At 53.0% G+C, this 25,539-nt stretch carries 21 protein-coding genes; 10 read left to right on the top strand and 11 right to left on the bottom strand.

The window, feature by feature from the left end; all coding sequences use genetic code 11:
- Positions 1-26: 26 nt before the first annotated feature.
- A complete protein-coding gene (gene yjbE / locus ACLJRH_RS13400) occupies positions 27-269 on the bottom strand; it encodes an exopolysaccharide production protein YjbE (RefSeq protein WP_001541297.1) in 243 nt (80 codons plus the stop codon).
- 443 nt (positions 270-712) lie between these two features.
- Positions 713-2,362 carry a glucose-6-phosphate isomerase gene (pgi, locus tag ACLJRH_RS13395; protein ID WP_023137000.1) on the bottom strand — a complete coding sequence of 550 codons (1,650 nt, stop codon included), beginning with the start codon at positions 2,360-2,362 and terminating at the stop codon, positions 713-715.
- A 387-nt stretch (positions 2,363-2,749) separates the two neighbouring features.
- Between pgi and lysC the strand changes: the two genes are divergently transcribed.
- From lysC to ACLJRH_RS13365, 6 genes are all read left to right on the top strand, one after another.
- A complete protein-coding gene (lysC, locus tag ACLJRH_RS13390; protein ID WP_000136392.1) occupies positions 2,750-4,099 on the top strand; it encodes a lysine-sensitive aspartokinase 3 in 1,350 nt (449 codons plus the stop codon).
- A 376-nt stretch (positions 4,100-4,475) separates the two neighbouring features.
- On the top strand, positions 4,476-6,065 hold the full coding sequence (locus ACLJRH_RS13385) for a PTS sugar transporter (protein WP_000716846.1): 1,590 nt from the start codon (positions 4,476-4,478) through the stop codon (positions 6,063-6,065).
- 23 nt (positions 6,066-6,088) lie between these two features.
- On the top strand, positions 6,089-6,928 hold the full coding sequence (locus ACLJRH_RS13380) for a hypothetical protein (RefSeq protein ID WP_000472329.1): 840 nt from the start codon (positions 6,089-6,091) through the stop codon (positions 6,926-6,928).
- A gap of 16 nt (positions 6,929-6,944) precedes the next feature.
- Entirely contained in the window at positions 6,945-7,808 is an 864-nt protein-coding gene (locus ACLJRH_RS13375) for a Cof-type HAD-IIB family hydrolase (RefSeq protein WP_000924644.1), read from the top strand.
- The gene (locus ACLJRH_RS13370; RefSeq protein WP_001068171.1) at positions 7,795-8,553 is read left to right on the top strand and encodes a DeoR/GlpR family DNA-binding transcription regulator; all 759 of its coding nucleotides are present in this window, start codon (positions 7,795-7,797) and stop codon (positions 8,551-8,553) included. Before ACLJRH_RS13375 ends, ACLJRH_RS13370 begins: the two co-directional genes overlap by 14 nt.
- Before the next feature lie 210 nt (positions 8,554-8,763).
- On the top strand, positions 8,764-9,036 hold the full coding sequence (locus tag ACLJRH_RS13365) for a DUF3811 domain-containing protein (protein WP_001207628.1): 273 nt from the start codon (positions 8,764-8,766) through the stop codon (positions 9,034-9,036).
- On the opposite strand, the gene rluF is transcribed toward ACLJRH_RS13365, so the two are convergent.
- From rluF to ACLJRH_RS13350, 3 genes are read right to left on the bottom strand one after another with little or no spacing between them, the layout of a single operon-like run.
- Entirely contained in the window at positions 9,033-9,902 is an 870-nt protein-coding gene (rluF, locus tag ACLJRH_RS13360; protein WP_000954617.1) for a 23S rRNA pseudouridine(2604) synthase RluF, read from the bottom strand. The two genes, ACLJRH_RS13365 and rluF, sit on opposite strands and share 4 nt — an antisense overlap.
- Positions 9,903-9,948: 46 nt before the next feature.
- Positions 9,949-10,488 carry a DUF2058 domain-containing protein gene (locus ACLJRH_RS13355; protein ID WP_001096724.1) on the bottom strand — a complete coding sequence of 180 codons (540 nt, stop codon included), beginning with the start codon at positions 10,486-10,488 and terminating at the stop codon, positions 9,949-9,951.
- Positions 10,489-10,522: 34 nt separating this feature from the next.
- Positions 10,523-10,624: a hypothetical protein gene (locus ACLJRH_RS13350; protein ID WP_031603453.1), complete on the bottom strand. Its 102-nt coding sequence runs from the start codon at positions 10,622-10,624 to the stop codon at positions 10,523-10,525.
- Between the two features lie 71 nt (positions 10,625-10,695).
- Here ACLJRH_RS13350 and pepE point away from each other — a divergent pair, with 71 nt between their 5' ends.
- Positions 10,696-11,385: a dipeptidase PepE gene (pepE, locus tag ACLJRH_RS13345; protein ID WP_000421783.1), complete on the top strand. Its 690-nt coding sequence runs from the start codon at positions 10,696-10,698 to the stop codon at positions 11,383-11,385.
- 75 nt (positions 11,386-11,460) lie between these two features.
- Here the strand turns inward: pepE and ACLJRH_RS13340 are convergent, their stop codons facing one another.
- Positions 11,461-13,092, bottom strand: a complete 1,632-nt coding sequence (locus ACLJRH_RS13340; RefSeq protein ID WP_000956811.1) for a Na/Pi cotransporter family protein — start codon at positions 13,090-13,092, stop codon at positions 11,461-11,463.
- 266 nt (positions 13,093-13,358) lie between these two features.
- A complete protein-coding gene (metH, locus tag ACLJRH_RS13335; RefSeq protein ID WP_023137001.1) occupies positions 13,359-17,042 on the bottom strand; it encodes a methionine synthase in 3,684 nt (1,227 codons plus the stop codon).
- A gap of 304 nt (positions 17,043-17,346) precedes the next feature.
- Between metH and iclR the strand changes: the two genes are divergently transcribed.
- Positions 17,347-18,171, top strand: a complete 825-nt coding sequence (gene iclR / locus ACLJRH_RS13330; protein WP_000226434.1) for a glyoxylate bypass operon transcriptional repressor IclR — start codon at positions 17,347-17,349, stop codon at positions 18,169-18,171.
- Positions 18,172-18,181: 10 nt separating this feature from the next.
- Positions 18,182-18,589, top strand: coding sequence for an ASCH domain-containing protein (locus ACLJRH_RS13325; RefSeq protein ID WP_010989091.1), 408 nt, complete (start codon positions 18,182-18,184; stop codon positions 18,587-18,589).
- Here ACLJRH_RS13325 and aceK read toward each other — a convergent pair.
- The 4 genes from aceK to metA form a co-directional block, all read right to left on the bottom strand.
- On the bottom strand, positions 18,553-20,304 hold the full coding sequence (aceK, locus tag ACLJRH_RS13320) for a bifunctional isocitrate dehydrogenase kinase/phosphatase (protein WP_001137266.1): 1,752 nt from the start codon (positions 20,302-20,304) through the stop codon (positions 18,553-18,555). The two genes, ACLJRH_RS13325 and aceK, sit on opposite strands and share 37 nt — an antisense overlap.
- Positions 20,305-20,405: 101 nt before the next feature.
- Positions 20,406-21,710 (bottom strand): isocitrate lyase, encoded by a 1,305-nt coding sequence (gene aceA / locus ACLJRH_RS13315; protein ID WP_023137003.1) that lies wholly within the window; start codon positions 21,708-21,710, stop codon positions 20,406-20,408.
- 31 nt (positions 21,711-21,741) lie between these two features.
- Positions 21,742-23,343, bottom strand: coding sequence for a malate synthase A (aceB, locus tag ACLJRH_RS13310; RefSeq protein WP_001069371.1), 1,602 nt, complete (start codon positions 23,341-23,343; stop codon positions 21,742-21,744).
- Between the two features lie 268 nt (positions 23,344-23,611).
- The gene (gene metA / locus ACLJRH_RS13305; RefSeq protein WP_001122763.1) at positions 23,612-24,541 is read right to left on the bottom strand and encodes a homoserine O-succinyltransferase MetA; all 930 of its coding nucleotides are present in this window, start codon (positions 24,539-24,541) and stop codon (positions 23,612-23,614) included.
- A gap of 156 nt (positions 24,542-24,697) precedes the next feature.
- Between metA and ACLJRH_RS13300 the strand changes: the two genes are divergently transcribed.
- Positions 24,698-25,135 carry an acetyltransferase gene (locus tag ACLJRH_RS13300; protein ID WP_000973248.1) on the top strand — a complete coding sequence of 146 codons (438 nt, stop codon included), beginning with the start codon at positions 24,698-24,700 and terminating at the stop codon, positions 25,133-25,135.
- The last annotated feature ends 404 nt before the right edge of the window (positions 25,136-25,539 follow it).

The raw sequence follows: 25,539 nt of genomic DNA, 5'->3' as shown, positions 1-25,539 counted from the left end.
TGTGGTTATGGTTAAACGTACCGATACTACTGGGTACTGGTGGTCGTGGTGGTCGTGGTTCCGGTATTGGAACCATCGCCGCCGCCGGTTGCCGCTAACGCGACGCCCACCGCCGAACTTACGGTGCTAACGCTGGTGGCGGAGGAACTTCCCGCCGATACCGACGTCGCTGCCGACCCTGCCGCTTCACCCACCTGAACGGGGGCTGCCGAGACAGATGTCGCCGCAAGCGCGGTTATGGCAAAAATGCCATACAGTACTTTTTTCATCATAATTTCCCTTCATTGAATGAATGGAGATTTACCCAAAAGAATTTCGGGCGCTACCGAGTATACACAACCAAAGCAGGCGGATTATGTCCGGGAGAAATAACAGCGAGGTTTTAGGATAATTAAACTTTAAAGAAGTAACGCCTACATTGTTTAATTAACAAACAAATAAAATCAATAAGTTAAAATTAAAATAAAAGACATCGGCATCCGTATAATCTGAAAGTAACGCAGAGTGATTTTCTGGTTATTGCTTATTTTAGGATTAAGCTCAATATAAAATTGTGGGGATAAAGACGGACAAGCGGAATTATCTTATAAAAAAAGCCGATGTGAATATCGGCTTTTTTATTATCTTATTCTCTTTTTGCCGGATGGCGGCGAAACGCCTTATCCGGCCTACAGACGCTATGCATTACGTAGACCGGATAAGCGCAGCGCCATCAGGCGCGCCAGGCTTTATAACGGTTAATCAGACCGTTGGTAGAGCTATCATGGGACGAAATAGCTTTATCATCGCCCAGCTCCGGCAGAATACGGTTAGCCAACTGTTTACCCAACTCAACGCCCCACTGGTCGAAAGTAAAGATGTTCAGGATGGCGCCCTGCGTAAAGATTTTATGCTCATACAGCGCAATCAGCGCGCCCAGGCTGAATGGCGTAATTTCGCGCAGCAGGATAGAGTTGGTCGGGCGGTTGCCTTCAAACACTTTGAATGGCACAACGTGTTCAAGCTGCGCCGGATCTTTACCCTGATCGCGATATTCCTGCTCAACCACCTCGCGGGATTTACCAAACGCCAGCGCTTCGGTCTGCGCGAAGAAGTTAGACAGCAGCTTCTGATGATGATCGGATAGCGGGTTATGGGTGATAGCCGGGGCGATAAAATCACACGGCACCATTTTAGTACCCTGGTGAATCAATTGATAAAACGCGTGCTGACCGTTGGTGCCTGGTTCGCCCCAGATAATTGGGCCTGTCTGGTAATCCACGGCGTTGCCGTTACGGTCAACGTATTTACCGTTGGATTCCATGTTGCCCTGCTGGAAGTAGGCGGCGAAACGGTGCATATACTGGTCGTACGGCAGAATGGCTTCGGTTTCCGCGCCGAAGAAATTGTTGTACCAGATGCCAATCAACGCCAGCAGAATGGGTAGGTTTTTCTCCGCCGGAGTGGTGGAGAAATGCTTGTCCATCGCGTGCGCGCCGGAAAGCAGCTCGACAAAGTTGTCGAAACCGACGGACAGAATAATGGACAGCCCGATGGCAGACCACAGCGAGTAACGACCGCCGACCCAGTCCCAGAACTCGAACATATTGGCCGTGTCGATACCAAATTCGCCGACCGCTTTGGCGTTAGTGGAGAGCGCAGCAAAGTGTTTCGCCACGTGTTTTTCATCGCCTGCAGCTTTCAGGAACCAGTCGCGCGCGCTGTGGGCGTTGGTCATGGTTTCCTGCGTAGTGAAGGTTTTCGACGCCACCAGGAACAGAGTCGTTTCCGGGTTCACTTTTTTCAGCACTTCAGCGATGTGGGTACCATCAACGTTAGAGACGAAGTGCATAGTCAGATGATTTTTATACGGACGCAGCGCTTCGGTCACCATGAACGGGCCGAGGTCGGAACCGCCGATACCGATGTTCACCACGTCGGTGATGGCCTTACCGGTGTAGCCTTTCCACTGACCGGAGATAATCGCTTGCGAGAAAGTTTTCATTTTCTCAAGCACGGCGTTCACTTCCGGCATCACATCTTTGCCGTCCACAATGATCGGCGTATTGCTACGGTTACGCAGCGCCACGTGCAGCACGGCGCGGTCTTCGGTGCGGTTGATCTTCTCGCCGGAGAACATGGATTTAATCGCGCCGGCCAGATCGGTCTCTTTCGCCAGATCCTGTAATTTTGCCAGCGTCTCTTCGGTGATGCGGTTTTTGGAGAAATCCACCAGCATCAGATCGTCAAACGTCGCGGAAAATTTAGCAAAACGGTCGCTATCGTTCGCAAAAAGCTCAGCGATCGTAACGTCTTTCATTTCATCGTAGTGTTTCTGGAGCGCCTGCCAGGCAGAAGTCTGCGTTGGATTGATGTTTTTCATTAGCAATACTCTTCTGATTTGAGAATTGTGACTGGGATCGATTGTAACGCCAGTCACAGAAAAGTGTGATTGTTTTAGTGCCGTTGCCCCAGGCACTGTCGAATGAGGATAAAAAGTATATACCCTAAATAATTCGAGGTGCAGAAAGGCAGCAAGTGGGTGAGTCGCCGGGCGCATAGATAAGCCAACATACTACAAACGGGTATCGGGGTTATAAGCGCTGTTACTGAGCCTAAACTCAGCATAAAAAATCCGCATAATCCCAACGTTGACAGTCCAGGCCACAACTTTTATTTATAAATACGTTACTTGCATTTGCGCCTGCACCGGTTTCTGTTCTGCCCTTGTGCCATGGTCGCGTTTTTCATTTCCTGACACGAGGTTGATATGACAGAGATCGTTGTTTCCAAATTTGGCGGTACCAGCGTCGCTGATTTTGACGCCATGAACCGTAGCGCGGATATCGTACTTTCCGACGCCAATGTTCGTTTAGTCGTGCTTTCCGCGTCTGCCGGCATCACTAATCTGCTGGTGGCGCTGGCCGAAGGGATGGAGCCTGGCGAACGTTTCGCTACGCTCGACGCCATCCGTAAAATCCAGTTCGATATCCTTGATCGTCTGCGTCATCCGAATGTCATTCGCGAAGAGATTGAACGCCTGCTGGAAAACATCACTATTCTGGCGGAGGCGGCATCGCTGGCGACATCGGCAGCCCTGACCGATGAACTGGTCAGTCACGGCGAGCTGATGTCTACCCTGCTATTTGTTGAGATCCTGCGTGAACGCGACGTACAGGCCCACTGGTTCGACGTGCGCAAAGTGATGCGTACCAGCGATCGCTTTGGTCGTGCGGAACCGGACGTCGCAGCGCTTGCGGAACTGGCCGCGCAGCAGTTGCTCCCGCGCCTGAACGAAACTTTGGTCATTACTCAGGGCTTTATCGGCAGTGAAAGCAAAGGCCGCACCACGACGTTAGGCCGCGGCGGCAGCGACTATACGGCAGCGTTGCTGGCTGAAGCGCTCCACGCCGCGCGGGTTGATATCTGGACAGATGTGCCCGGTATTTACACCACCGACCCGCGCGTGGTGCCCGTCGCGCAGCGAATTGATGAAATCGACTTTGAAGAAGCGGCGGAGATGGCAACCTTCGGCGCAAAAGTACTGCATCCAGCCACCTTACTCCCGGCCGTGCGTAGCGATATCCCGGTCTTCGTTGGATCCAGTAAAGATCCGCAAGCGGGCGGTACGCTGGTGTGCAATAAAACCCAAAACCCGCCGCTGTTCCGTGCGCTGGCGCTGCGCCGCAATCAAACGCTATTGACGCTGCACAGCCTGAATATGCTGCACTCGCGAGGTTTCCTGGCAGAGGTGTTCGGCATTCTGGCGCGGCATAATATTTCGGTAGATCTGATTACCACTTCGGAGGTGAGCGTCGCGCTGACGCTGGATACTACCGGCTCCACCTCCACGGGCGATACGTTACTGACCCAATCCTTATTGATGGAGCTTTCCGCGCTGTGTCGGGTAGAAGTCGAAGAAGGACTGGCGCTGGTCGCGCTGATTGGCAACAACCTGTCAAAAGCCTGCGGCGTTGGTAAAGAAGTGTTTGGCGTCCTGGAACCGTTCAACATTCGCATGATTTGTTACGGCGCCTCCAGCCACAATCTGTGCTTCCTCGTGCCGGGAGACGATGCCGAGAAAGTGGTGCAAAAGCTGCATCAGAACTTATTTGAATAATCGCCCTGACACGGCAGCGGGTGAGCGCTATCAGGCAATACGCTGCCGGATGGCGACGCAAGCACGTCATCCGGCGGTTCCCGCGCCAGGCGCTGCCGGCGGAATACTGCTCAGGAATCCGCAACACCCTACTCGTCCCATCAACATGGGCAGCTTTCCCCTATTTATGCCCTCCTCATTTTGAACTTCGTCACAAAACCACATAAAACAACACAAAGCAAAAACATAAATTAATCATTATATTTTAATGCGTTACCTTTAAAAATTGAGATCGTTTGGTATAAGGCCACTTTTTCATTGTTGCTTTATTTTGTTTTAGTTGGAATTATGATTGCACTACAACACAGATAACCCCCTTACCCTATTTGAGGCCGCTATGAAAAAAATTGCGATTATTGGAAGCAGTGGAGGCAACCTCTACAACCTGGGTGGCGCCGAGCCAGAGAAGTTACTCCAGGAGATTTATCAGCAGTGTGAGGCTGCGGGCGTGAATGTGGCCGCCGTACAGTTTATCGCGGCAGAAGCCTCGATGGACGTCGCCAAACCGGATACCCCGGCATCGGTTTATGCATTAACCACAGAAAACCAACAAAAACCACAGCGCATATTTCAGGGCAAACTTTCGGAGGTAAACACCTCGGTAGTAGAAAGCGATCGCCAAATCGCTGAGATGATCCGCTGCGGTGAGATCGATGGGATCGTGGTAATGAGCGCCGATCCGGTAAAGGCGAACCAGGCCGTTTTTGCCGCCGCCGTTGAGATGAAAACACCGATTGTCGGCACCGGGGGAACCTCCATGGCGCTGGTGGCGGCAAAGGGGGCGAATGTGGTCGCGACCTCCGGAACAACCGGCACCACCAGCCGTACCCGCGCCGTCTCCTTCGTGGCGTCACTGTGTAAACATTGGGGTATCAAGTACAAACCACAGTTGGGTAGCGCTTCGCCCTCGCAGAGCGGTTCCGGAAAAAGCCTGCTCAAACGTTTTAACATTCGTAGCATCATGATCCCTGCGCTACCAGGCTTTATCGCCATGGCGATTGTACTCGCCCTGAGCCACATACCAGGACTGGAAAAACTTAACGATATCTTTGAAATATTACTAAAAGGTCTGCCGGTGTTAGTCGCGGTACTGGCGGCAAAACAGATTTCCGAACTGGATGAAGTTTCAATTGTGGCCGGAGTCGTCGCTGGCGTGCTTTCCGTAGAGGGCGGTCTTATCGGCGGCATTATCGGCGGTGTAATGGCGGGGATTTTCGTCCGTTGGCTGTTCGAGCTGTGCCTGAACTGGCGCTTCCCAATGACTACCGTCAACATCGTCGCCGGTGGGATATCGGGCCTTGCCGCTGGGTTAATCATGCACTATCTGCTGAGTCCGCTGGCGCTATCTGCGGGTAATTACATCAAACTGGCTATCGAAAGCACGCTGGCATTCAGCCCAATTCTTGCCGGGCTGCTGGCTGGTCTGGTTATCTGGCCTGCCATTCTCGGCGGCGTCTATCACGCGGTGATCCTGCCGTTGGTGCTGCTGGAGATGGAAAAATCCGGCGTCAGCTTCCTCGGCGCGGTCGATATGGTCGGTCTGGTGATGGTGGCCGCAGGTATTAACCTTGCCAATGTGATCGCCCCGCGTGAAAAAAGCGAAGCTGCCGTTGCTACGCCGGGCCTGCTCATTAACCTGGGCTTTGGCACCTTTGTTGAATCCGCCTATCCCTTCATGTTCGCCAACAAAATTGTTTTTGGCTCCGCCATTTTTTGGGCCGGAATGGGCGGCATGATGCTGGGCTTTTTTAACGTCAAAGGGGTGGCCTATGTTCCGGCTTTCGCCTCACCGTTCTTATCCAACAATGCGCTCCAGATGGCCATCGTAATGATTGCCACAATGGCGATGACCTGCCTTACCACCATTATTGCTAACCGTTTCAAACCTGTCGTACAGAGCGAATCAACAACGACAGCCGTTAATTAATGCACCAACACCAGAGGTACACCATGTTTAAAGGCGATATGAATAAAAAACGCGCCAAAGCGTTACAGAAAGTGAAAGAAGCCATCACACTTCACGGCGGGCAAACCATCCTCAGCACAGGAATAACCGGCGACGATGCGCGCCTGGCGAAAGCCGTGTGTGAGGCTGGCGTTAAGCTACTGGAGCCGAACCACCCTGCGTTGGCGCTGGCGCGTGGACACAAAGGCGTGAACAACATGCACGCGGCGGAGCAGATTCGTCACGAAATCACCAATAGCCAGATGGCTGAGGCCGTACACGGTGTGCGTAATGTGGTCCCGGACGATATTTTTATCACCGTTGGTATCGCCGGCGGTTTTACCGAAACCTTACCGGTGCCGCTCAGCGAAACGGAAATTCTGGAGATTGCCCGCGCTGGGGCCGACGGTTTACATACGCATAAATCCGACTGGGACGATCTGCAGGACATCGTTAATCTCGCCCATCAGTATGGTCTGACTGTCGATGCCTACATTGGCCATCCTGACGATCTGCATACTTTCGGTATTCCTGCACGCACGCCGGAAGAGGTCGCCAGCGTGGCGAAGCGAATGCAGGATATCGGCGTGGATATGATTGGTCTGATGACAGGCATGAGCTATGAAGGCGTAGCGGCAGGCGATATCCCGCAGATGATTAAAGATCGCCTGCGGGCGTTGGTCGGCGCGGTGGATGTTCCGACGCTGGCGGAAGGCGGGATTAACCTCGCCAACGCGAAAGCGTTTAAAGATACCGGGGTCAATATTCTGGTGGTCGGTACGGCTATCGACAACATGGTGTGCAACGCCGCCAAAGAAGCCGTTACGCCGTTTATTGTTCATTGATATCAGGGAACGAGAGATGTTGTTGATCACCGATCTGGATGGAACATTACTCACCTCGCAGAAAACAATCAGCCCGCGCACGCGTCAGGCGCTGATTGCGTTCCGCCAGGACGGTGGTCTGCTGGCGGCATGTTCCGCCAGACCGGTCTCCTCAATGGTACGCCTGCTACGCCAGCAACAGGTTGATACGTTGTTTAGCTGGTGCGCCGGTTTTAACTGCGGACGCCTGCTGGAGATGGCGGGGCCGCGCATTATTCATGCTGCCCCGCTGACCGCCACAGATCTATGGAATATTGACCAACATATTTCTCTTTCCCGCTATCACCACCACTTTTTTAGCGCCGAAGCAATTCACCATCGTGACGATAGACTAATTGCACCCTGGACAACATATGAAGCCCGCTTATTTGAGTTACCGCTTATAACTGAAACTGCAGAAAATATCTTTAATCGTCGCAATATATATAAAATTACACTTGTTGCCGCATCTTCGGAGATAGATACTCTGTGTACAGAAGTGAATAATCACCTGCCTTGTGGATATTATGCGGTTGTCACGGGAGAAAATTATATTGATATTCAAAGATCCGATGTAAATAAAGGGTGCATAATAGAACAATTAATTCATTATTTAAATATATCTTCTGACAAGGTGGTCGCGATTGGCGATCAGCAGAATGATGTCAGCATGTTTGCCGCCGCCGGAATCAGCATCGCAATGGGCAACGCGCCGGATGCAGTAAAGCGGCAGGCCGGCTATGTGACTGCCACGAATGATGAGGAGGGTATCGTCCATGCATTGGAGTGGTTGCGTTGCCTGACGCATCCAGTTACCATGCGCCAAAGGTTGACGGCGGCGAAAGATAATGAATCCAATTAAAAGACGAAAACATATTCTTGATGAATTAAACAAATTCGGTGAAGTCACCGTTATTAAATTATCGGAAATGCTCAACGTCACCTCGGAAACCATTCGTCGCGATCTCTCCTTACTGGAGTCTGAAGGCAAAATCACTAAGATTCATGGGGGCGCAGTCAAAAAGCAAGTTGTCCAGGAGGATGCGTTTAGCGCAAGAATAGAGGCGCATCGCGAAGAGAAAATAGCGATTGGCAAACTTGCCGCCGAAATGGTCAGTGAACGGGATACATTGTTTATTGATTCCTGTACAACTAACCTTATTCTGGCCGAGCAATTACCGCCTCTCGCTTTTTCCGTGATTACCAATTCAGCCCTGATTGCCGATAAAATTAAAGAGCATAACCTGCAGGCCCGCGTGTATGTATTAGGCGGCGAATATGATTACCATTTTCGCGCCAACCTCGGCGTCTCGGTTTGTCAGCAGATTAACGCGATTCACGCGGATATCTGTTTTATTGGCGCTGGCGGCATTTCTCCCCAGCATGGCGTGTTGGTGAAGAGCTTTGAAGAAGCCTACGTTGCCAAAGCCATGATTGCGATGAGCAAAAAATCAGTGATTCTTGCCGACCATACCAAATTTGGTCAGGACGGTGTGATGTGCATCGCAAGCGTAAAAGAAATCGATAACATCATCACGGATAAAGGATTTACGTCAACGGGTTATACGCCACAGGATTTCGCCGGAAAGCTGCGGATTGCTGACTGAGCGCTATCCGCCCGTTGCGTATTGCCGTAGACTAAGAGCCTATCCCACCAGGCGTTATTGGCGCAGCCAGTTTGGACACGGACAGCGCGCAAAAACCGGAGCGTACACGTAGTACGTGAGGATTTTGAGCACTGCCCAGGTCTAAAATGGCAAGTAAAATAGCCCTAATGGGATAGGCTCTAAATGCATCGGCTAACTGAGGGCACCCGTATGGCACTCCCCCGCATTACTCAAAAAGAGATGACCGAGCGCGAACAGCGCGAACTGAAAACGTTGCTGGACCGCGCCCGTATTGCGCACGGGCGTCCACTGACCAATTCTGAGACCAACAGCGTAAAAAAGGAGTACATCGATAAGCTGATGGCGCTGCGTGAAGCTGAAGCGAAAAAAGCCCGCCAGTTGAAGAAAAAGCAGGCGTATAAACCCGATACGGAAGCGTCATTCTCCTGGTCGGCGAATACGCCGACGCGCGGCAGACGTTAACGTCCTTTCTTCTTTCGTCCCGGCGAGGTAAAGCGCTTACCGCTTGATGCCGGGCGCGCTTTCTCATTGCTTTTTTCGATCGCAACGACCGGTCGCTTAATACCCGCGGTCTTCGGCTTCGCTTTGGCCTTTGGTTTGGCTTCGGAAGAGGAACGCTCAATCAATTTAAACAGATCGATCAGCTCATCGTCCGTCAGATCGCGCCACTCGCCCAGCGGAATCCCGCTCAGGCTGACGTTCATAATGCGCGTACGCTCCAGTTTCGTCACTTCATAACCAAAGTATTCACACATACGACGGATCTGACGGTTTAATCCCTGCACCAGGGTGATGCGAAAGACAAACGGCGCCTCTTTTTTCACCTTACATTTTTTGGTGACGGTACCCAGAATCGGCACGCCAGCGCCCATACCGCGAATAAACTCGTCGGTAATCGGTTTATCCACCGTCACCAGATACTCTTTTTCGTGATCGTTACCGGCACGTAGAATCTTATTGACCAGATCGCCGTGGTTAGTCAGAAATATCAGCCCCTGCGAGTCTTTATCCAGACGACCAATCGGGAAGATACGTTTGCTGTGGTTCACAAAATCGACAATATTGTCGCGTTCGCCGTCTTCAGTGGTACTCACAATGCCAACCGGTTTATTCAGCGCAATCAGCACTAAATCATCCGCTTCTCGCGGCTCAATCAACCGACCATTTACTTTAACAACATCCCCGGCGACCACCTGATCGCCAATGGCGGCGCGTTTGCCGTTGATAAAAACATTGCCCTGTTCGATAAAACGGTCCGCCTCGCGACGCGAACAGATGCCGCTTTCACTGATATATTTATTAAGCCGGGTAGATGTGTCAGTCAGCATATTTACTCTCTGAGAAATTTTTCTACATAAACGTCGGGAATGTGACTTACCACATCAAATCGTCAGGAACTTTAAAATCGGCATACGGATCATCTTCGTCCTGCTCTTCCTGACTCAGCGCACTGTTTACGACAATACTGTCCGCATCTCGTTGTGCGATTTTATCGGCGACGCTCGCGGGAATAATCGCATATTCACATTCACCGCTGTTATTGATAACCAGACGCGCAATCGCGAGACGCCCATTAATCAGTTGCGTCTGGGTGAGCTTATCCACGTCTATTTTTTTGATGACGTTATTATCGGTGAAGTTAAAACCAATATCGCCTTTAGAGACATTGATTCTATTCATTTCAATAAGTTGCTTAACCTGAGCTTTAAACTCTTTCGCTAAAACCGCTTGTTTTTGCTGTTCACTAAGTTGTTTATCACGCTCAAGTTGCGCCTTTTTATTTTCTTCCACCGCTTCTCTGGCCTCACGAGCCTGAACGCGTGATTTTTTAGCCGTGCGTTGGACTTTGGCCATTTTTTTGCTGGTCACTAATCCCGCTTGTAGCAGTTGCTCTTGTAAGGTCAGTTTTGCCATTTTCGTCTCTAAACGTGTTAAATAATTTTGCGGATTATACCTGTAATTTTTCAGGCGATACCAGATGGCAGATCTGGCCTGGCGTCACTTTTAGCAACCGCGCTTTGCCTGTAACACGCGTAACATCATGAGCCATATCAGTAAGACATTAAATGGATAATGGTAGCATTATTACGTTTTGACATTTCCTGATGAGGTGGAGAAGTAATGGAACTGCTTTTATTAAGTAACTCGACGCTGCCGGGTAAAGCCTGGCTGGAACACGCTCTGCCGCTGATAGCGAATCAATTGAACGGTCGACGCTCAGCCGTGTTTATTCCGTTTGCCGGCGTCACGCAAACATGGGACGAGTACACGGATAAAACCGCAGAGGTACTTGCGCCATTAGGGATAAACGTCACAGGGATTCATCGTGTCGCCGATCCGCTTGCGGCGATTGAGAAAGCGGAAATCATTATTGTCGGTGGCGGAAATACCTTCCAGCTACTGAAAGAATCGCGTGAACGCGGGCTGCTGGCGCCGGTGGCGGACAGGGTAAAACGCGGCGCGCTGTATATCGGCTGGAGCGCGGGCGCCAACCTTGCCTGCCCGACTATCCGCACGACCAACGATATGCCGATCGTCGATCCAAACGGATTCGACGCGCTGGATCTGTTCCCGCTGCAAATTAATCCTCACTTCACTAACGCCTTGCCGGAAGGTCATAAGGGCGAGACCCGCGAGCAGCGTATTCGCGAACTGCTGGTGGTCGCGCCGGAACTGACAGTGATTGGTTTGCCGGAAGGTAACTGGATTCAGGTGAGCAACGGCCAGGCGGTTCTCGGCGGCCCGAATACCACCTGGGTGTTTAAAGCGGGCGAAGAAGCCGTGGCGCTGGAAGCGGGTCATCGCTTTTAATCCCTGTCCACATTGAATGCCGAATGGCGGGCCTACGCGCATGTTCTCCGTAGGCTCCGCCATCCGGCATTTCACTTAATACTCGCCCCGTTCCTCGTCCTGATCCGGCTGTTCCAGTACGCTATAGGCGACCGAACAGAACAGTGAGTTAAGACGCTTCATATCGCCCAGCAGCCCTAAATGGAGCGAGCTGGTTTCAATGCTTTGCACGTTCTGCTGGTGCAGGCGGTCGACATGCGCATGTGAGTATCGGCGATTAAGTATACGGAAGCGATGTTTACTGCGGCGCAACCGACGGGCGCTGGTGACATCACCGGAGAAAAAGACCGACATCGCCAGTTGCAGATTACTGAGCAGTTGATCGTAAAGCGCATCCAGCTCTTTCAATCCTTCTTCTGAAAATGCCCGACGCGCCGCCAGCGACTTGTCGGCAATCTCACTGCCCATTCGCTCGATAATATCCGACGCCTGTTCGAGGTTCAGGGCCATCTCAATAATCTCCGCCCACCGGCGGGACTCCTCCGCCGCCAGCTCGTCTTTCGGCATTCGCGCCAGATAAAGCTTAATCGCGGTGTAGAGCACGTTAACGTCATCCGCCAGCTTGCGCAGCGCTTTCTCTTCACGCGGTTCGCCGTGCATGACCTTTTTTAGCCCTTCCATCATCTGTTCCATCGCATCGCCAATGCGCAACACCTCACGGGCAGCATTAGCCAGCGCCAGCGTTGGCGTATCCAGCGCGCTGACATCCAGATGTTTCGGCTTCAGATGGGTATCCAGTTCAGGCTCATCACGAATAATTCGTTTACAAAAACGCGCCATCAGCTCGGCAAATGGCACCATCGCCAGGCAGCGCACCAGGTTATAGAAAACGTGGAAATAGATCACCAGCTCTGACTTCGGTAGCGATAGCTCATCCATCAGATTCGCCAGCGGATGGACAAACGGCAGAATGACCAGGCTGCCGATCAATTTGAACAATAGGCTGCCGAGCGCTACGCGACGCGCGGCAGCATTGGCGGCGCTGTTATTGAGCATCGCCAGCAGCCCCGATCCCAGATTAGCGCCGATGACCAGGCACAACGCCACCGGGAACGATATAATCCCCGCCGCCGTCAGGGTCGCCGTCAGCAACACCGCCGCCAGGCTGGAATAACTGATAATAGCGAACATCGCGCCAATCAGCGCATCCAGCATAATGTCGCCCGTCAGCGACGCGAAAATGACCTGCACGCCATTAGCCTGAGTGATCGGCGTCACTGCCTGCACAATCAGCTCCAGCGCCAGTAGAATCAGGCCAAGCCCGATACCGACGCGACCCAGCTGCCCGGCGCGGGACTGCTTACGTCCCAAAAAGAAAATCACGCCAATAAAAATCAGCAGCGGCGATAGCCACGACAAATCAAAGGTGAGAATACGCGCCATTAGCGCAGTACCCACATCAGCACCCAGCACAATCACCAGAGCTGGCGTCAGGGCGACAAGATCCTGGGCGACAAACGACGTTACCAATAAAGTGGTGGCGTTACTGCTTTGTACCAGCGCGGTAACACCGATACCCGCACAAAAGGCGAGCGGTTTCTTTTCCACGCTGCGGCTGAGGACAGTGCGTAGACGCGCGCCAAACACGCGCATTACGCCAGTACGAACGATATGTGTTCCCCATACCAACAGCGCAACGGCAGAAAGTAGATGGAGCAAAGTTAACACGGCGTCAGGTTCTCCTTATCGTTATACGTTTTCCTGAAGCTCACTTGCGATAAATTGCCTGATGGCGCACAGCGTTAAGGCCTCCTGGCGTTGCACGCCACCGGGCTTACCATACGTAATACGGTATGCTGGATAAGGCGTTTACGCCGTCATCCGGCAAATTCAGCGTAGAGCCTTCCTTCAGTATAAGGGTTTAATTGTAAGAAAGAGACAAGGCACCCAATGAGCGCCTTGTATGTTGTAAGGAAAAGTGACGATTTTATGAATCAGTCCGCATCGTAACCCAGGTTCGGCGCCAGCCACCGCTCAACGTCCTCAACGCTCATTCCTTTACGGAAAGCATAATCTGTCACCTGATCGCGTTGGATCTGCGCTACCGCGAAGTATTTGCTCTCAGGATGGCTGAAGTACCAGCCGGAGACCGACGCGCCAGGCCACATGGCGAAAGATTCGGTGAGCTTCATCCCGGTGTGTTTTTCGACATCCAGTAGCTGCCAGATAGTGCCTTTTTCGGTATGTTCCGGGCAGGCAGGATAACCCGGCGCCGGGCGAATCCCCTGGTAGTTTTCGCGGATTAATTCGTCGTTACTCAGGCTCTCGTTCGGCGCATATCCCCAGTAAACCTTACGTACACGCTCATGCAGATACTCGGCAAACGCTTCCGCCAGACGGTCGGCAATCGCTTTCACCATGATCTTGTTATAGTCGTCGTGTTGCGCTTTGAAGGCGTCCGCCAGCGCATCCTCCTCCAGACCGCCGGTCACCGCGAAAGCACCGATGTAATCCGCTTTGCCGCTCAGTTTCGGCGCGACAAAATCCGCCAGACAGTAGTTGGCAAAACCGACTTTCTCAGTCTGCTGGCGCAGGTGGTGGCTGACCGTCAGAACATGAGTACGGGTTTCGTCGCGATAGATTTCGATGTCGTCACCCACACGGTTCGCCGGGAACAAGCCCACCACGCCACGCGGATTCAACAGTTTCTCCGCGCTCAGTTTATCCAGCATGTCGTTGGCGTCTTTAAACAGGCGCTGCGCCTCAACGCCCACCACTTCATCTTCCAGAATACGCGGGTATTTGCCGGCCAGCGACCAGGTCATAAAGAACGGCGTCCAGTCGATGTAGTTGCGCAGCGTTTCGATGCTGGCTTCTACCTCCTGCACGCCCAGACGGTGGGCTACTGGCGGGGTGTAGCGTTCCCAATCGAATGCCAGATCGTTATCGCGCGCCGCTTCCAGCGTGACCGGCGGCGTGCGCGGTTTTTTGCGGGCGTGCTGAATACGCACGGTTTCGTACTCTTTGCGGGTACGGGCGACAAAGTCATCGCGCTGGGTGTCGGAGAGTAGCGCCGCCACCACGCCCACGGTACGCGAAGCATTCTGCACGTAGACCGTCGGACCGCTGTAGTTCTGCTCGATTTTCACCGCGGTGTGCGCTTTCGAAGTGGTTGCGCCGCCGATCAGTAGCGGGATAGTAAAGCCCTGACGCTCCATCTCTTTCGCCACGTTGACCATCTCGTCCAGCGACGGGGTGATAAGCCCGGAAAGACCGATCAGATCGGCATTCACTTCACGCGCCGTTCTGAGGATTTTCTCCGCTGGCACCATCACGCCAAGATCGACGATTTCGTAGTTGTTGCATTGCAGCACCACGCCAACAATGTTCTTGCCAATGTCGTGCACATCGCCCTTCACGGTGGCGATGACCATCTTGCCGTTGCTGGAGCCTTTTTCTTTGCTGGCTTCAATAAACGGCTCCAGGTAAGCCACCGCTTGTTTCATCACACGAGCGGATTTCACCACCTGCGGCAGGAACATTTTCCCTTCGCCGAACAGGTCGCCGACCACGTTCATGCTGTCCATCAGCGGCCCTTCGATCACCTCAATCGGGCGGGAGGCCTGCTGGCGGGCTTCTTCGGTATCCTGTTCGATAAATTCGGTAATGCCTTTCACCAGCGAGTATTCGAGACGCTTTTTCACGTCCCAGCTACGCCATTCCGCCTGCTGGGCGTTGGCAGCTTCGTCGGTTTTGCTGCCGCGGTATTTCTCCGCCAAATCCAGCAAACGCTCAGTGCCGTCATCGCGACGGTTAAGAATGACATCTTCAACCGCATCGCGCAGTTCGGCAGGCAGGTCGTCATAAATCGCCAATTGCCCGGCGTTGACGATGCCCATGTCCATGCCGTTGCGGATGGCGTAGTAGAGGAATACCGCGTGGATAGCCTCACGTACCGGGTCGTTGCCGCGGAACGAGAAGGACACGTTAGACACGCCGCCGGAGATCAGCGCATGCGGCAGCTCGCGTTTAATATCTTCGCAAGCGCCGATAAAGTCCTGCGCATAGTTGTTGTGCTCTTCAATACCGGTCGCCACGGCGAAGATATTCGGGTCGAAGATGATGTCTTCCGGCGGGAAGCCCACCTCTTCGGTGAGAATTTTGTAGGCTCGGCGGCAAATTTCGATTTTACGCTCGCGGGTGTCGGCCTGCCCCTGCTCATCAAAAGCCATCACCACCACTGCCGCGCCATAGCGACGTAGCAACTTCGCATGATGAATAAAGGCTTCCACGCCCTCTTTCATCGAAATAGAGTTGACGATGCCTTTACCCTGAATGCACTTCAGCCCTTTTTCGATAACCTCCCATTTGGAGGAGTCGATCATGATTGGTACACGGGCAATATCCGGCTCACCGGCAATCAGGCTGAGGAAACGCACCATCGCCGCTTCGGCGTCGAGCATCCCCTCATCCATGTTGATATCAATAATCTGCGCGCCGCTTTCGACCTGCTGACGGGCGACATCCAGCGCTTCGCTGTATTTCTCTTCTTTGATCAGCCGTTTAAATTTGGCCGAGCCGGTGACGTTAGTACGTTCGCCGACGTTGACAAACAGGCTGTCGTCGCCAATGTTCAGCGGCTCCAGGCCGGAAAGGCGGCAGGCAACCGGGATATCCGGCAGTTGGCGCGGCGGCAAACCGGCAACGGCGCGGCTCATCGCCGCAATATGCTCCGGCGTGGTGCCGCAGCAGCCGCCAACGATATTCAGGAAGCCCGCCTCCGCCCATTCGCGAATCTGTTTCGCCATGGTGTCGGCGTCGAGGTCGTACTCGCCGAAAGCGTTCGGCAGGCCGGCGTTCGGGTGCGCGGTGACGTAGCATTCGGCAATCCGCGACAGTTCCTGGACGTACTGGCGCAGTTCATCTGGCCCCAGCGCGCAGTTAAGGCCAAAAGTGAGCGCCTCGGCGTGGCGCAGCGAGTTATAAAAGGCTTCGGTAGTCTGGCCGGAGAGGGTGCGACCAGAGGCGTCGGTGATGGTGCCGGAAATCATGATCGGCAGATCAACGCCCAGCGCTTCAAACTCTTCTTTCACCGCAAACACCGCCGCTTTCGCATTCAGGGTGTCAAAGACGGTCTCAATCAGAATCAGATCTACGCCACCTTCCACCAGCGCTTTGGTGGATTCACGGTAGGCCGCCACCAGCTGATCGAAGGTGATATTACGAAACGCCGGGTCGTTGACGTCCGGCGAAATGGAGGCCGTGCGGTTAGTTGGACCAAGCACGCCCGCAACAAAGCGTGGTTTTTCTGGTGTTCGCGCCGTCCATTCATCGGCGCAGGCGCGCGCCAGTTTGGCCGCCGCATAGTTAATTGCCGCCGACAGGGATTCCATCCGGTAATCCGCCATCGCAATGGTTGTCGAGTTAAAGGTGTTGGTTTCGATGATATCCGCGCCCGCCTCAAAGTAGGCGTTGTGGATAGCGGCGATCACCTCCGGCTTGCTGAGTACCAGCAGGTCATTGTTGCCTTTCAGGTCGCAGGGCCAGTCGGCAAAGCGCTCCCCGCGGAAATCTTCTTCATGTAGACGATAGCTCTGGATCATGGTGCCCATACCGCCGTCCAGCACCAGAATACGTTCATTTAACTGCGCACGCAGTTGTTCAACTTTGCTGCTCACACTCGCTCCCGACAACGCTCCACGTAACGAGCCATACTGGCACAAAGCGTGCTGGCGGAAAAGAGAACAACGGGCAACATGAGACATGTTCAGCTTACCACCCACTTCTGTCGCTTTGTCGGATGGCGGCGCAAGCGCCTTATCCAGCCTACAAATTACTTTGGCGGCTCCCAAAGCGTAGGCCTGATAAGCGAAGCGCCATCGGGCATCCTGTGATGTCACTCATCCGATCAGTTCAGGAACTCTTGCATTATAATTGAATAAAACGAAAATGATTTCCACGATACAGAAAAAGGAGTCTGCCATGGTTGCCCCTGTTCCCGCGAAACGCGGGAGAAAACCTGCCGCTACCACTGCACCCGTAACCGGGCAGGTTCAGTCTTTAACTCGCGGTCTGAAGCTGCTGGAGTGGATTGCCGAGTCCAACGGCAGCGTCGCGCTGACCGAACTGGCGCAACAGGCGGGTTTGCCTAATTCCACGACTCACCGTCTACTCACCACCATGCAGCAGCAGGGTTTTGTCCGCCAGGTTGGTGAGCTGGGCCACTGGGCCGTAGGCGCACACGCGTTTATCGTCGGTAGCAGCTTCTTACAGAGCCGTAATCTGCTGGCGATTGTCCATCCGATTTTGCGCAAGTTGATGGAGGACTCCGGCGAAACGGTAAACCTTGCCGTACTCGACCAGAGCGACCATCAGGCCATTATTATCGACCAGGTGCAGTGCACACAATTGATGCGCATGTCCGCCCCTATTGGCGGCAAGCTGCCCATGCACGCCTCTGGCGCGGGCAAGGCGTTTTTATCACAGCTCAGTGAGGAACAGGTTACCAGTCTGCTGCACCGCAAGGGGTTGCACGCTTATACCCATGCGACGCTGGTGTCGCCGCTGCATCTGAAAGATGACCTCGCCCAAACACGCAAGCGCGGCTATTCCTTTGACGACGAAGAACATGCGCTCGGTCTGCGCTGCGTGGCCTCGTGTATTTATGACGAACATCGCGAACCGTTTGCGGCCCTCTCTATTTCCGGCCCCTGCTCACGCATTACTGACGATCGCGTCACCGAACTTGGCGCCATGGTGATTAAAGCGGCGAAAGAGGTGACGCTGGCCTATGGTGGAACTCGCTGAAATGAGCAGCCTGAAATTATACTGGCAGGAGAAGTACCCACAGGCCTTCTGTTGGTCTTTCGGTGATTCGCCGGCGCTGGCCGACGAGCTGGCGGCGCTAGTGGTCGCCGGTAAAAAGCGTGGCACCTGTAGCTCGCTGGTTAGCTATCAGAAAGAGCAGCCCCCTGTCACGCCCGGGTCATATCACATTGTGCTCAACGGCACAGGCGACGCCGTGTGCGTCATACGCACGCTGGCGCTCAGGCTGATCCGTTTTAACGAGATGAGCGCCGATCTCGCCGCACTGGAAGGCGAAGGCGATCTTAGCCTGGCGTACTGGCAAGCGGCACACCGGGCCTTTTTTGAGCGCGAGGGTAATTGGTCGCCGGAGATGGAACTGGTTTACGAAGAGTTCGCCGTACTTGAGATCGCGCCGTAACGCACGCTAAAGCGCTGGCGACGACGATAGGCATACACATCTTCTACATGCCCTTCTTTAATACGCGTCTGTAGCGCGCGCCAGTAATCGGCGCGAAACAGGTCGGCATGCATCTCTTCAAACAATGGCCCGATACGCGGATCGGCACACAGCCAGTGGCGAAACTCCTCCGGGAAAACATCACCCGGCGAGACGCTATACCAGGGTTCGCTGGCCAGTTCGTCTTCCGGATAACGCGCTGGCGGAATATCGCGGAAATTCACTTCCGTCATGTAGCAAATTTCATCGTAGTCATAGAACACCACGCGACCATGACGGGTAACGCCAAAGTTTTTAAACAACATATCGCCGGGGAAAATATTAGCGGCGGCAAGCTGGCGAATCGCATTACCATATTCTTCTATCGCATCGCGCAACTGCTGGCCTTCTACCTGTTCCAGCCAGATATTGAGCGGCACCATGCGCCGTTCAATATAGAGATGGCGAATGACGATATGTTCCCCAAGATCGGTAATCTTCTCTGGCGCTTCTTGCCGTAACAGCGCCATCAGCGCCGGATCAATTTGCCGTTTATCCAGTACGAAATTCTCAAACTCCTGGGTATCCGCCATACGACCGACGCGATCATGCTCTTTTACCAGTTGATAACAGGCACGCACATGGGCGGCAGACATCTCTTTCTGCGGGGCGAATTTGTCTTTAATGATTTTAAATACCCGGTCGAAACCTGGCAGGGTAAACACCAGCATCACCATGCCGCGGATACCAGGCGCCTCAATGAATTTCTCATCGCTTTCAGCCAGATAACACAAATATTCGCGGTAGCTTTCGGTTTTCGCATGTTTCTGGCAGCCAATCGCCATATACAGTTCGGCAGTGGTTTTACCCGGCAGGATTTCACGCAACCACTCAACCAGCGCGGCAGGCAGCGGCGCATACACCATAAAATAAGAGCGGGCAAAACCAAACACAATGCTCGCTTCTGCCGTGGTGGTCAGGCAGGTATCGACAAATAGTTCACCCTCATCAGTGCGATGAATCGGCAATAAAAACGGCAGCGTACCGTCAGGTGTGGTTAATTTACCTACCAGCCAGGCCGCTTTATTACGGTAAAACAACTCATTCGCCACCTGGACATGGCAGCGAGGTAGCGCGTCCTCGCCCAGTGTTTCAGTCAGGTGCGCGATAATATAGCGGATATCCCGGCTTTTATTCTGCCAGGGCAGACGCAGCGGTAAGTCACTGAGTATGCGCATCAACAGCGGCTCCCAACCGTGATCGGGAAAGAAGTCTTTGGCCAGCGGGCGCGGGATAGTACGAAAGCGGCGCTCCGGTTGCGAACTGAAAATAAACAACCGCTCGGGTGTTAACGAGCGGTGGTCAAATAACCGGCAATAAACGGAGTTGAAAAAGCTCTCCGCAATCTCGAAGCGCGGGTAATCCGGCAACAGCCGGGTGTAATGCTCTTTAACGCGTAAAAGGAAATCCGCGTCGGTACTTTTGCCATCGGTAATACAGCGCAGTTGCTCCACCACCAAGCCCACATGATGATCATAGAGGTGGATACGGCTTTTCATCGCCTGTTGGACGGCGTGCCAGTCGGCCTGTTCAAAACGCTGCTGCGCGCCGGAAGTCACTTCCAGAAATCGACCATACTGCGCGTCAAAGCCTTGCAGGATGGTTTGAGCAATCAGTAATTCCAGGCCACGCGGCATTTTTTTCCCTCATTCGGCACCACGTCATGCCGGATGGCGCGTTCGCTTATCCGGCCTACGCTATCTGTAGGCCCGGTAAGCGCAGCGCCACCGGGCATCAATCAAAACTGCGATTCTTCGGTGGAACCCGTTAATGCGGTAACGGATGACGCGCCGCCCTGAATAATGGTGGTGACTTTGTCGAAGTAACCAGTACCCACTTCCTGCTGGTGGGAAACAAAGGTGTAGCCATCTTTCGCCGCGGCGAACTCGGGTTGTTGAACCCTCTCAACATAGTGTTTCATGCCCTCGCCCTGAGCGTATGCATGCGCCAGGTCGAACATGTTGAACCACATGCTGTGGATGCCCGCCAGGGTAATAAACTGGTATTTGTAACCCATGTCCGACAACTGCTGCTGGAAGCTGGCAATGGTCTTGTCGTCCAGATTCTTCTGCCAGTTGAAGGATGGCGAACAGTTATAGGCCAGCAGTTTGCCCGGATACTTCGCGTGGATAGCATCGGCAAAACGACGCGCCAGTTCGAGATCCGGCGTAGAGGTTTCGCACCACACCAGATCGGCATACGGGGCATACGCCAGACCGCGGCTGATCGCCTGCTCAATGCCCGCATGGGTGCGGTAAAAACCTTCGCTGGTGCGTTCGCCGGTAATAAAACCGCTGTCATAGGGATCGCAGTCGGAGGTGATCAGATCTGCCGCATCCGCATCGGTACGCGCAATCACCAGCGTCGGGACGCCCATCACATCAGCGGCCAGACGCGCAGCAATCAGTTTCTGAATCGCCTCCTGCGTGGGGACTAGCACCTTGCCGCCCATATGGCCGCATTTCTTCACCGACGCCAGCTGATCTTCGAAGTGAACGGCCGCTGCACCGGCTTCAATCATCGATTTCATCAGTTCGAAGGCATTCAGAACGCCGCCAAAACCGGCTTCCGCATCAGCAACGATCGGCAGGAAGTAATCCACATAGCGCGGATCGTTGGGTTCAATACCGGATGCCCACTGGATCTGATCTGCACGACGGAAAGTGTTGTTGATCCGATCCACTACCGCCGGAACAGAGTTTGCCGGGTACAACGATTGATCCGGATACATGCTGGATGCAAGGTTGGCATCTGCCGCCACCTGCCAGCCTGAAAGATAAATCGCCTCAATACCGGCTTTCGCCTGCTGCAACGCCTGACCGCCAGTCAGCGCGCCAAGGCTGTTGATATAGCCTTTTTTCGCTTCACCGTGCAACAGCCGCCACATTTTCGCGGCGCCGAGCTGCGCCAGCGTGCATTCCGGGTTAACCGAGCCGCGTAATTTCACCACCTCCTCCGCGCTGTACGGGCGGGTGATGCCTTCCCAGCGCGGTTGTGTCCACTCTTTCTGTAATTCTTCGATTTGTTGAGTACGGGTTTTCATGTGCAGATGCTCCATATTGTTATGTGGTGAATTAAGCCAGTAAGCGATAGCCCGGCAGGGTGAGGAAGTCGATTAAGTCATCTGAGGTGGTGATTTGCTCCATCAGACGTGCGGCATCGTCGAAGCGCCCGCTGCTGTAGCGGTGCTCGCCCAGTTCGTCCTGGATTACCCGCATCTCTTCCGCCAACATTTCGCGGAAAAGCGCTTTCGTTACGGGTTTTCCATTGCTCAGTGTTTTCTCATGGTGAATCCACTGCCAGATAGAGGTTCGTGAGATTTCCGCCGTCGCGGCATCCTCCATCAGACCGTAAATCGGTACACAGCCATTGCCGGAGATCCACGCTTCAATGTACTGCACTGCCACGCGAATATTGGCGCGCATTCCCGCTTCTGTGCGTTCGCCTTCACATGGCTCCAGTAACTGCTCAGCGGTAATCGGCGCATCTTCATCACGGGTAATGAACAGCTGATTTTTGTGCTCGCCCAGTACCTCGTTAAAGACGGCCATTGCGGTATCCGCCAACCCGGGATGCGCAATCCACGTGCCGTCGTGGCCATTGTTCGCTTCCAGCGCTTTATCCGCTTTCACTTTGGCAAGGACCTGATTGTTGCGTTCAACATCTTTGCTCGGGATAAACGCCGCCATACCGCCCATCGCGAACGCACCGCGCTTGTGGCAGGTTTTGATCAGCAGGCGCGAGTAGGCGCTCAGAAACGGTTTGTCCATCGTTACCACCTGCCTGTCCGGCAGGACGCGATCCGGGTGATTTTTCAACGTTTTGATATAGCTGAAAATATAATCCCAGCGACCACAGTTGAGACCGACGATATGATCACGCAGCGCATGAAGAATCTCATCCATCTGGAAAACAGCCGGCAGCGTTTCAATCAACAGGGTCGCTTTGATCGTACCGCGCGGCAGGTTAAAGCGGTCTTCGGCGTAGCTGAAGACTTCGCTCCACCAGGCTGCCTCCTGCCAGGCTTGCGTTTTCGGCAGGTAAAAATACGGGCCGCTACCTTTAGCGAGCAGCGCTTTATAGTTGTGGAAAAAGTACAGAGCAAAATCAAACAGGCTGCCGGGAATGGCTTCCCCCCGCCAGGTAACATGTTTTTCTGGCAGATGTAGACCGCGTACACGACAAATCAATACGGCCGGATCGGGCTTGAGCTGATAGATTTTTCCGGCTTCGTTGGTATAGCTAATGGTGCCGTTCACCGCATCACGCAGGTTGATTTGACCATCAATAACTTTATTCCAGTCCGGCGCCAGCGAGTCTTCAAAATCTGCCATAAACACTTTCACATTTGCGTTCAGGGCATTAATCACCATTTTACGTTCAACCGGCCCGGTAATTTCTACTCGGCGATCCTGTAAATCCGCCGGAATACCACGAATCTGCCAATTACTTTCTCTAATGGAAGTGGTTTCCGAAATAAAATCAGGCAACTTACCGTTATCAATATCCTGCTGTTGCTGGATACGTGCAGCCAGGAGTTTATTGCGTTTTGGCGTAAAACGGGTAACTAACTCCGTCAAAAACTCGACTGCCTCAGCGGTCAGGACTTGCTTTTCCAGCTCGCCTTGCGGCCTGGTAAAGGTTAATTCATCAGTTGTGGTTGCCTGTGGATTCATCATGCAGCTCCTCGTTGTTGATCCAGATACGTCCCCAATGCGAACGAAGGATCACTGTGCGCTTTTCGTTCAACACAACTAAGACTACTCAATTAAATTTCAAAATCAAAAACAATTTCCATTTTTAATTTAATTATGCATTAACCTATTGATAACAATATAAATTAAATTTAATTACATGATGAGGTGCGTTTCGGAAATAAAAAAGGCACCCGAAGGTGCCTGATTCAACATGCTGAAACGCTTTAGGATCGTCAGAAGCAGAAGATTAATCCAGGGTTGGATTCATGTGACGCAGATCATATGGCGTAATCTGGTAGACATAATAGTTGAGCCAGTTAGTAAATAGTAAATTACCGTGGCTGCGCCAGGTTGCGCGCGGTATGTTTTGCGGATCGTTTTTCGGGAAATAGTTGTACGGAATATCCGGATTTAACCCGGCCTCAACGTCACGAAAATATTCACCCGCTAACGTATGAGCGTCATATTCAGGATGACCGGTGACAAACGCAATACGTTTATCTTTGCTGGCAAACAGGTACGCATCCCCTTCTTCTGTTTCGGCCAGAATTTCAAGATCCGTATAATCTCGTATCAGCGCCGCCGGGAAATCGGCATAGCGCGAGTGTGGCGCAAGAAACGAATCATCAAAACCACGCGTCAACAGAGCATGAGGATGAAGGATGTGATGTTCATAGACGCCGGAAAGTTTATCTGTACGGGTCTGCTTAGGGATACCATAAAGAATATTGAGTGCGGCCTGAACGGCCCAACAGACAAATAGCGTCGAAGTAACGTGATCTTTCGCCCATTCCAGCACCTGTCTAATCTGCGGCCAGTAAGCCACGTCATTAAACTCCACCAGACCCAGCGGTGCTCCGGTCACGATAAGCCCATCAAAGTTCTGATCGCAGATATCGTCGAAGTTACAGTAAAAGTTGTTCAGATGCTCGGCTGGCGTGTTCCTCGACTCGCGGGCATCTATCCGCAGTAGTTGAATATCGACCTGTAATGGCGAGTTCGATAGCAAACGCAGAAACTGATTTTCCGTTTCAATCTTCTTCGGCATCAGGTTAAGGATAAGTACCTTTAGCGGGCGAATTTCCTGACCTGATGCGCGAGAAGTCGTCATGACGAAGACATTCTCCTCACGTAAAAAATTGACGGCGGGTAGCTCGTCCAGCACGCGAATCGGCATAACCTGATAACCTCACGACATACGTTTAAACGTTTAGACATCCAGATAGCTGAAGATACTCAGAAATCAGGCGAATGTCGAGTCTGCAAGTTCAAGGTGAGAAAGTTTCACGACAGCATTTGCATTAGAATAGAAGTAAGCAAAAAAGGAGTGAAGATGATGATTAACATTCGCCGTTCAAGGCATGAGGAAGGGGAAAAACTGATTGCGATCTGGCGTCGCTCAGTCGATGCCACGCACGATTTTCTGTCAAACGCTTATCGGGCCGAACTGGAAGAACTGGTGAGCGATTTTCTGCCAGAAGCGCCACTATGGGTTGCCGTGACCGATCAGGATGAGCCGGTAGGATTTATGCTGCTTACCGGCGAACATATGGATGCGCTGTTTGTCGATCCGGACGTGCGTGGTCAGGGTATCGGTAAGAGATTAGTTGAACATGCGTTAACACTGGCGCCGGGGTTGACAACCAATGTTAACGAGCAGAATACACAAGCTGTTGGATTTTATAAGAAAATGGGATTTAAGGTGACGGGACGTTCGGAGGTCGACGATCTTGGGAAACCGTATCCATTGTTGAATTTAATTTATCCGTGAGTAGTGGCGCTGCCTGATAAGCGCATGTAGGCCGGATAAGGCGGAGCCGCCATCCGGCGGTGCAGGTTGCCTGATGGCGCTGCGCTTATCAGGCCTACGGTTTTACAGTTACCACACACGCAAAAAAGCCCGTCCGTCAGGATGGGCTTCTTCACTTGTCTGATGCCTGGCAGTTTATGGCGGGCGTCCTGCCCGCCCCCCTACGGGCCGTTGCTGCGCAACGTTCAAATCCGCTCCCGGCGGATTTGTCCTCCTCAGGAGAGTGCCCACCGACAGACTACAGATAAAACAAAAGGCCCTGTCTTCCGACAGGGCCCTTCGTTTTATTTGATGCCTGGCAGTTCCCTACTCTCGCATGGGGAGACCCCACACTACCATCGGCGCTACGGCGTTTCACTTCTGAG

Origin of the sequence: Salmonella sp. SAL04162 (assembly GCF_046551535.1) — a bacterium.
GTDB classification, from domain to species: Bacteria; Pseudomonadota; Gammaproteobacteria; order Enterobacterales; family Enterobacteriaceae; genus Salmonella; species Salmonella enterica.
Note: the sequence above shows the minus strand (reverse complement) of the source record. Positions and strands in the feature narration are given on the sequence as shown.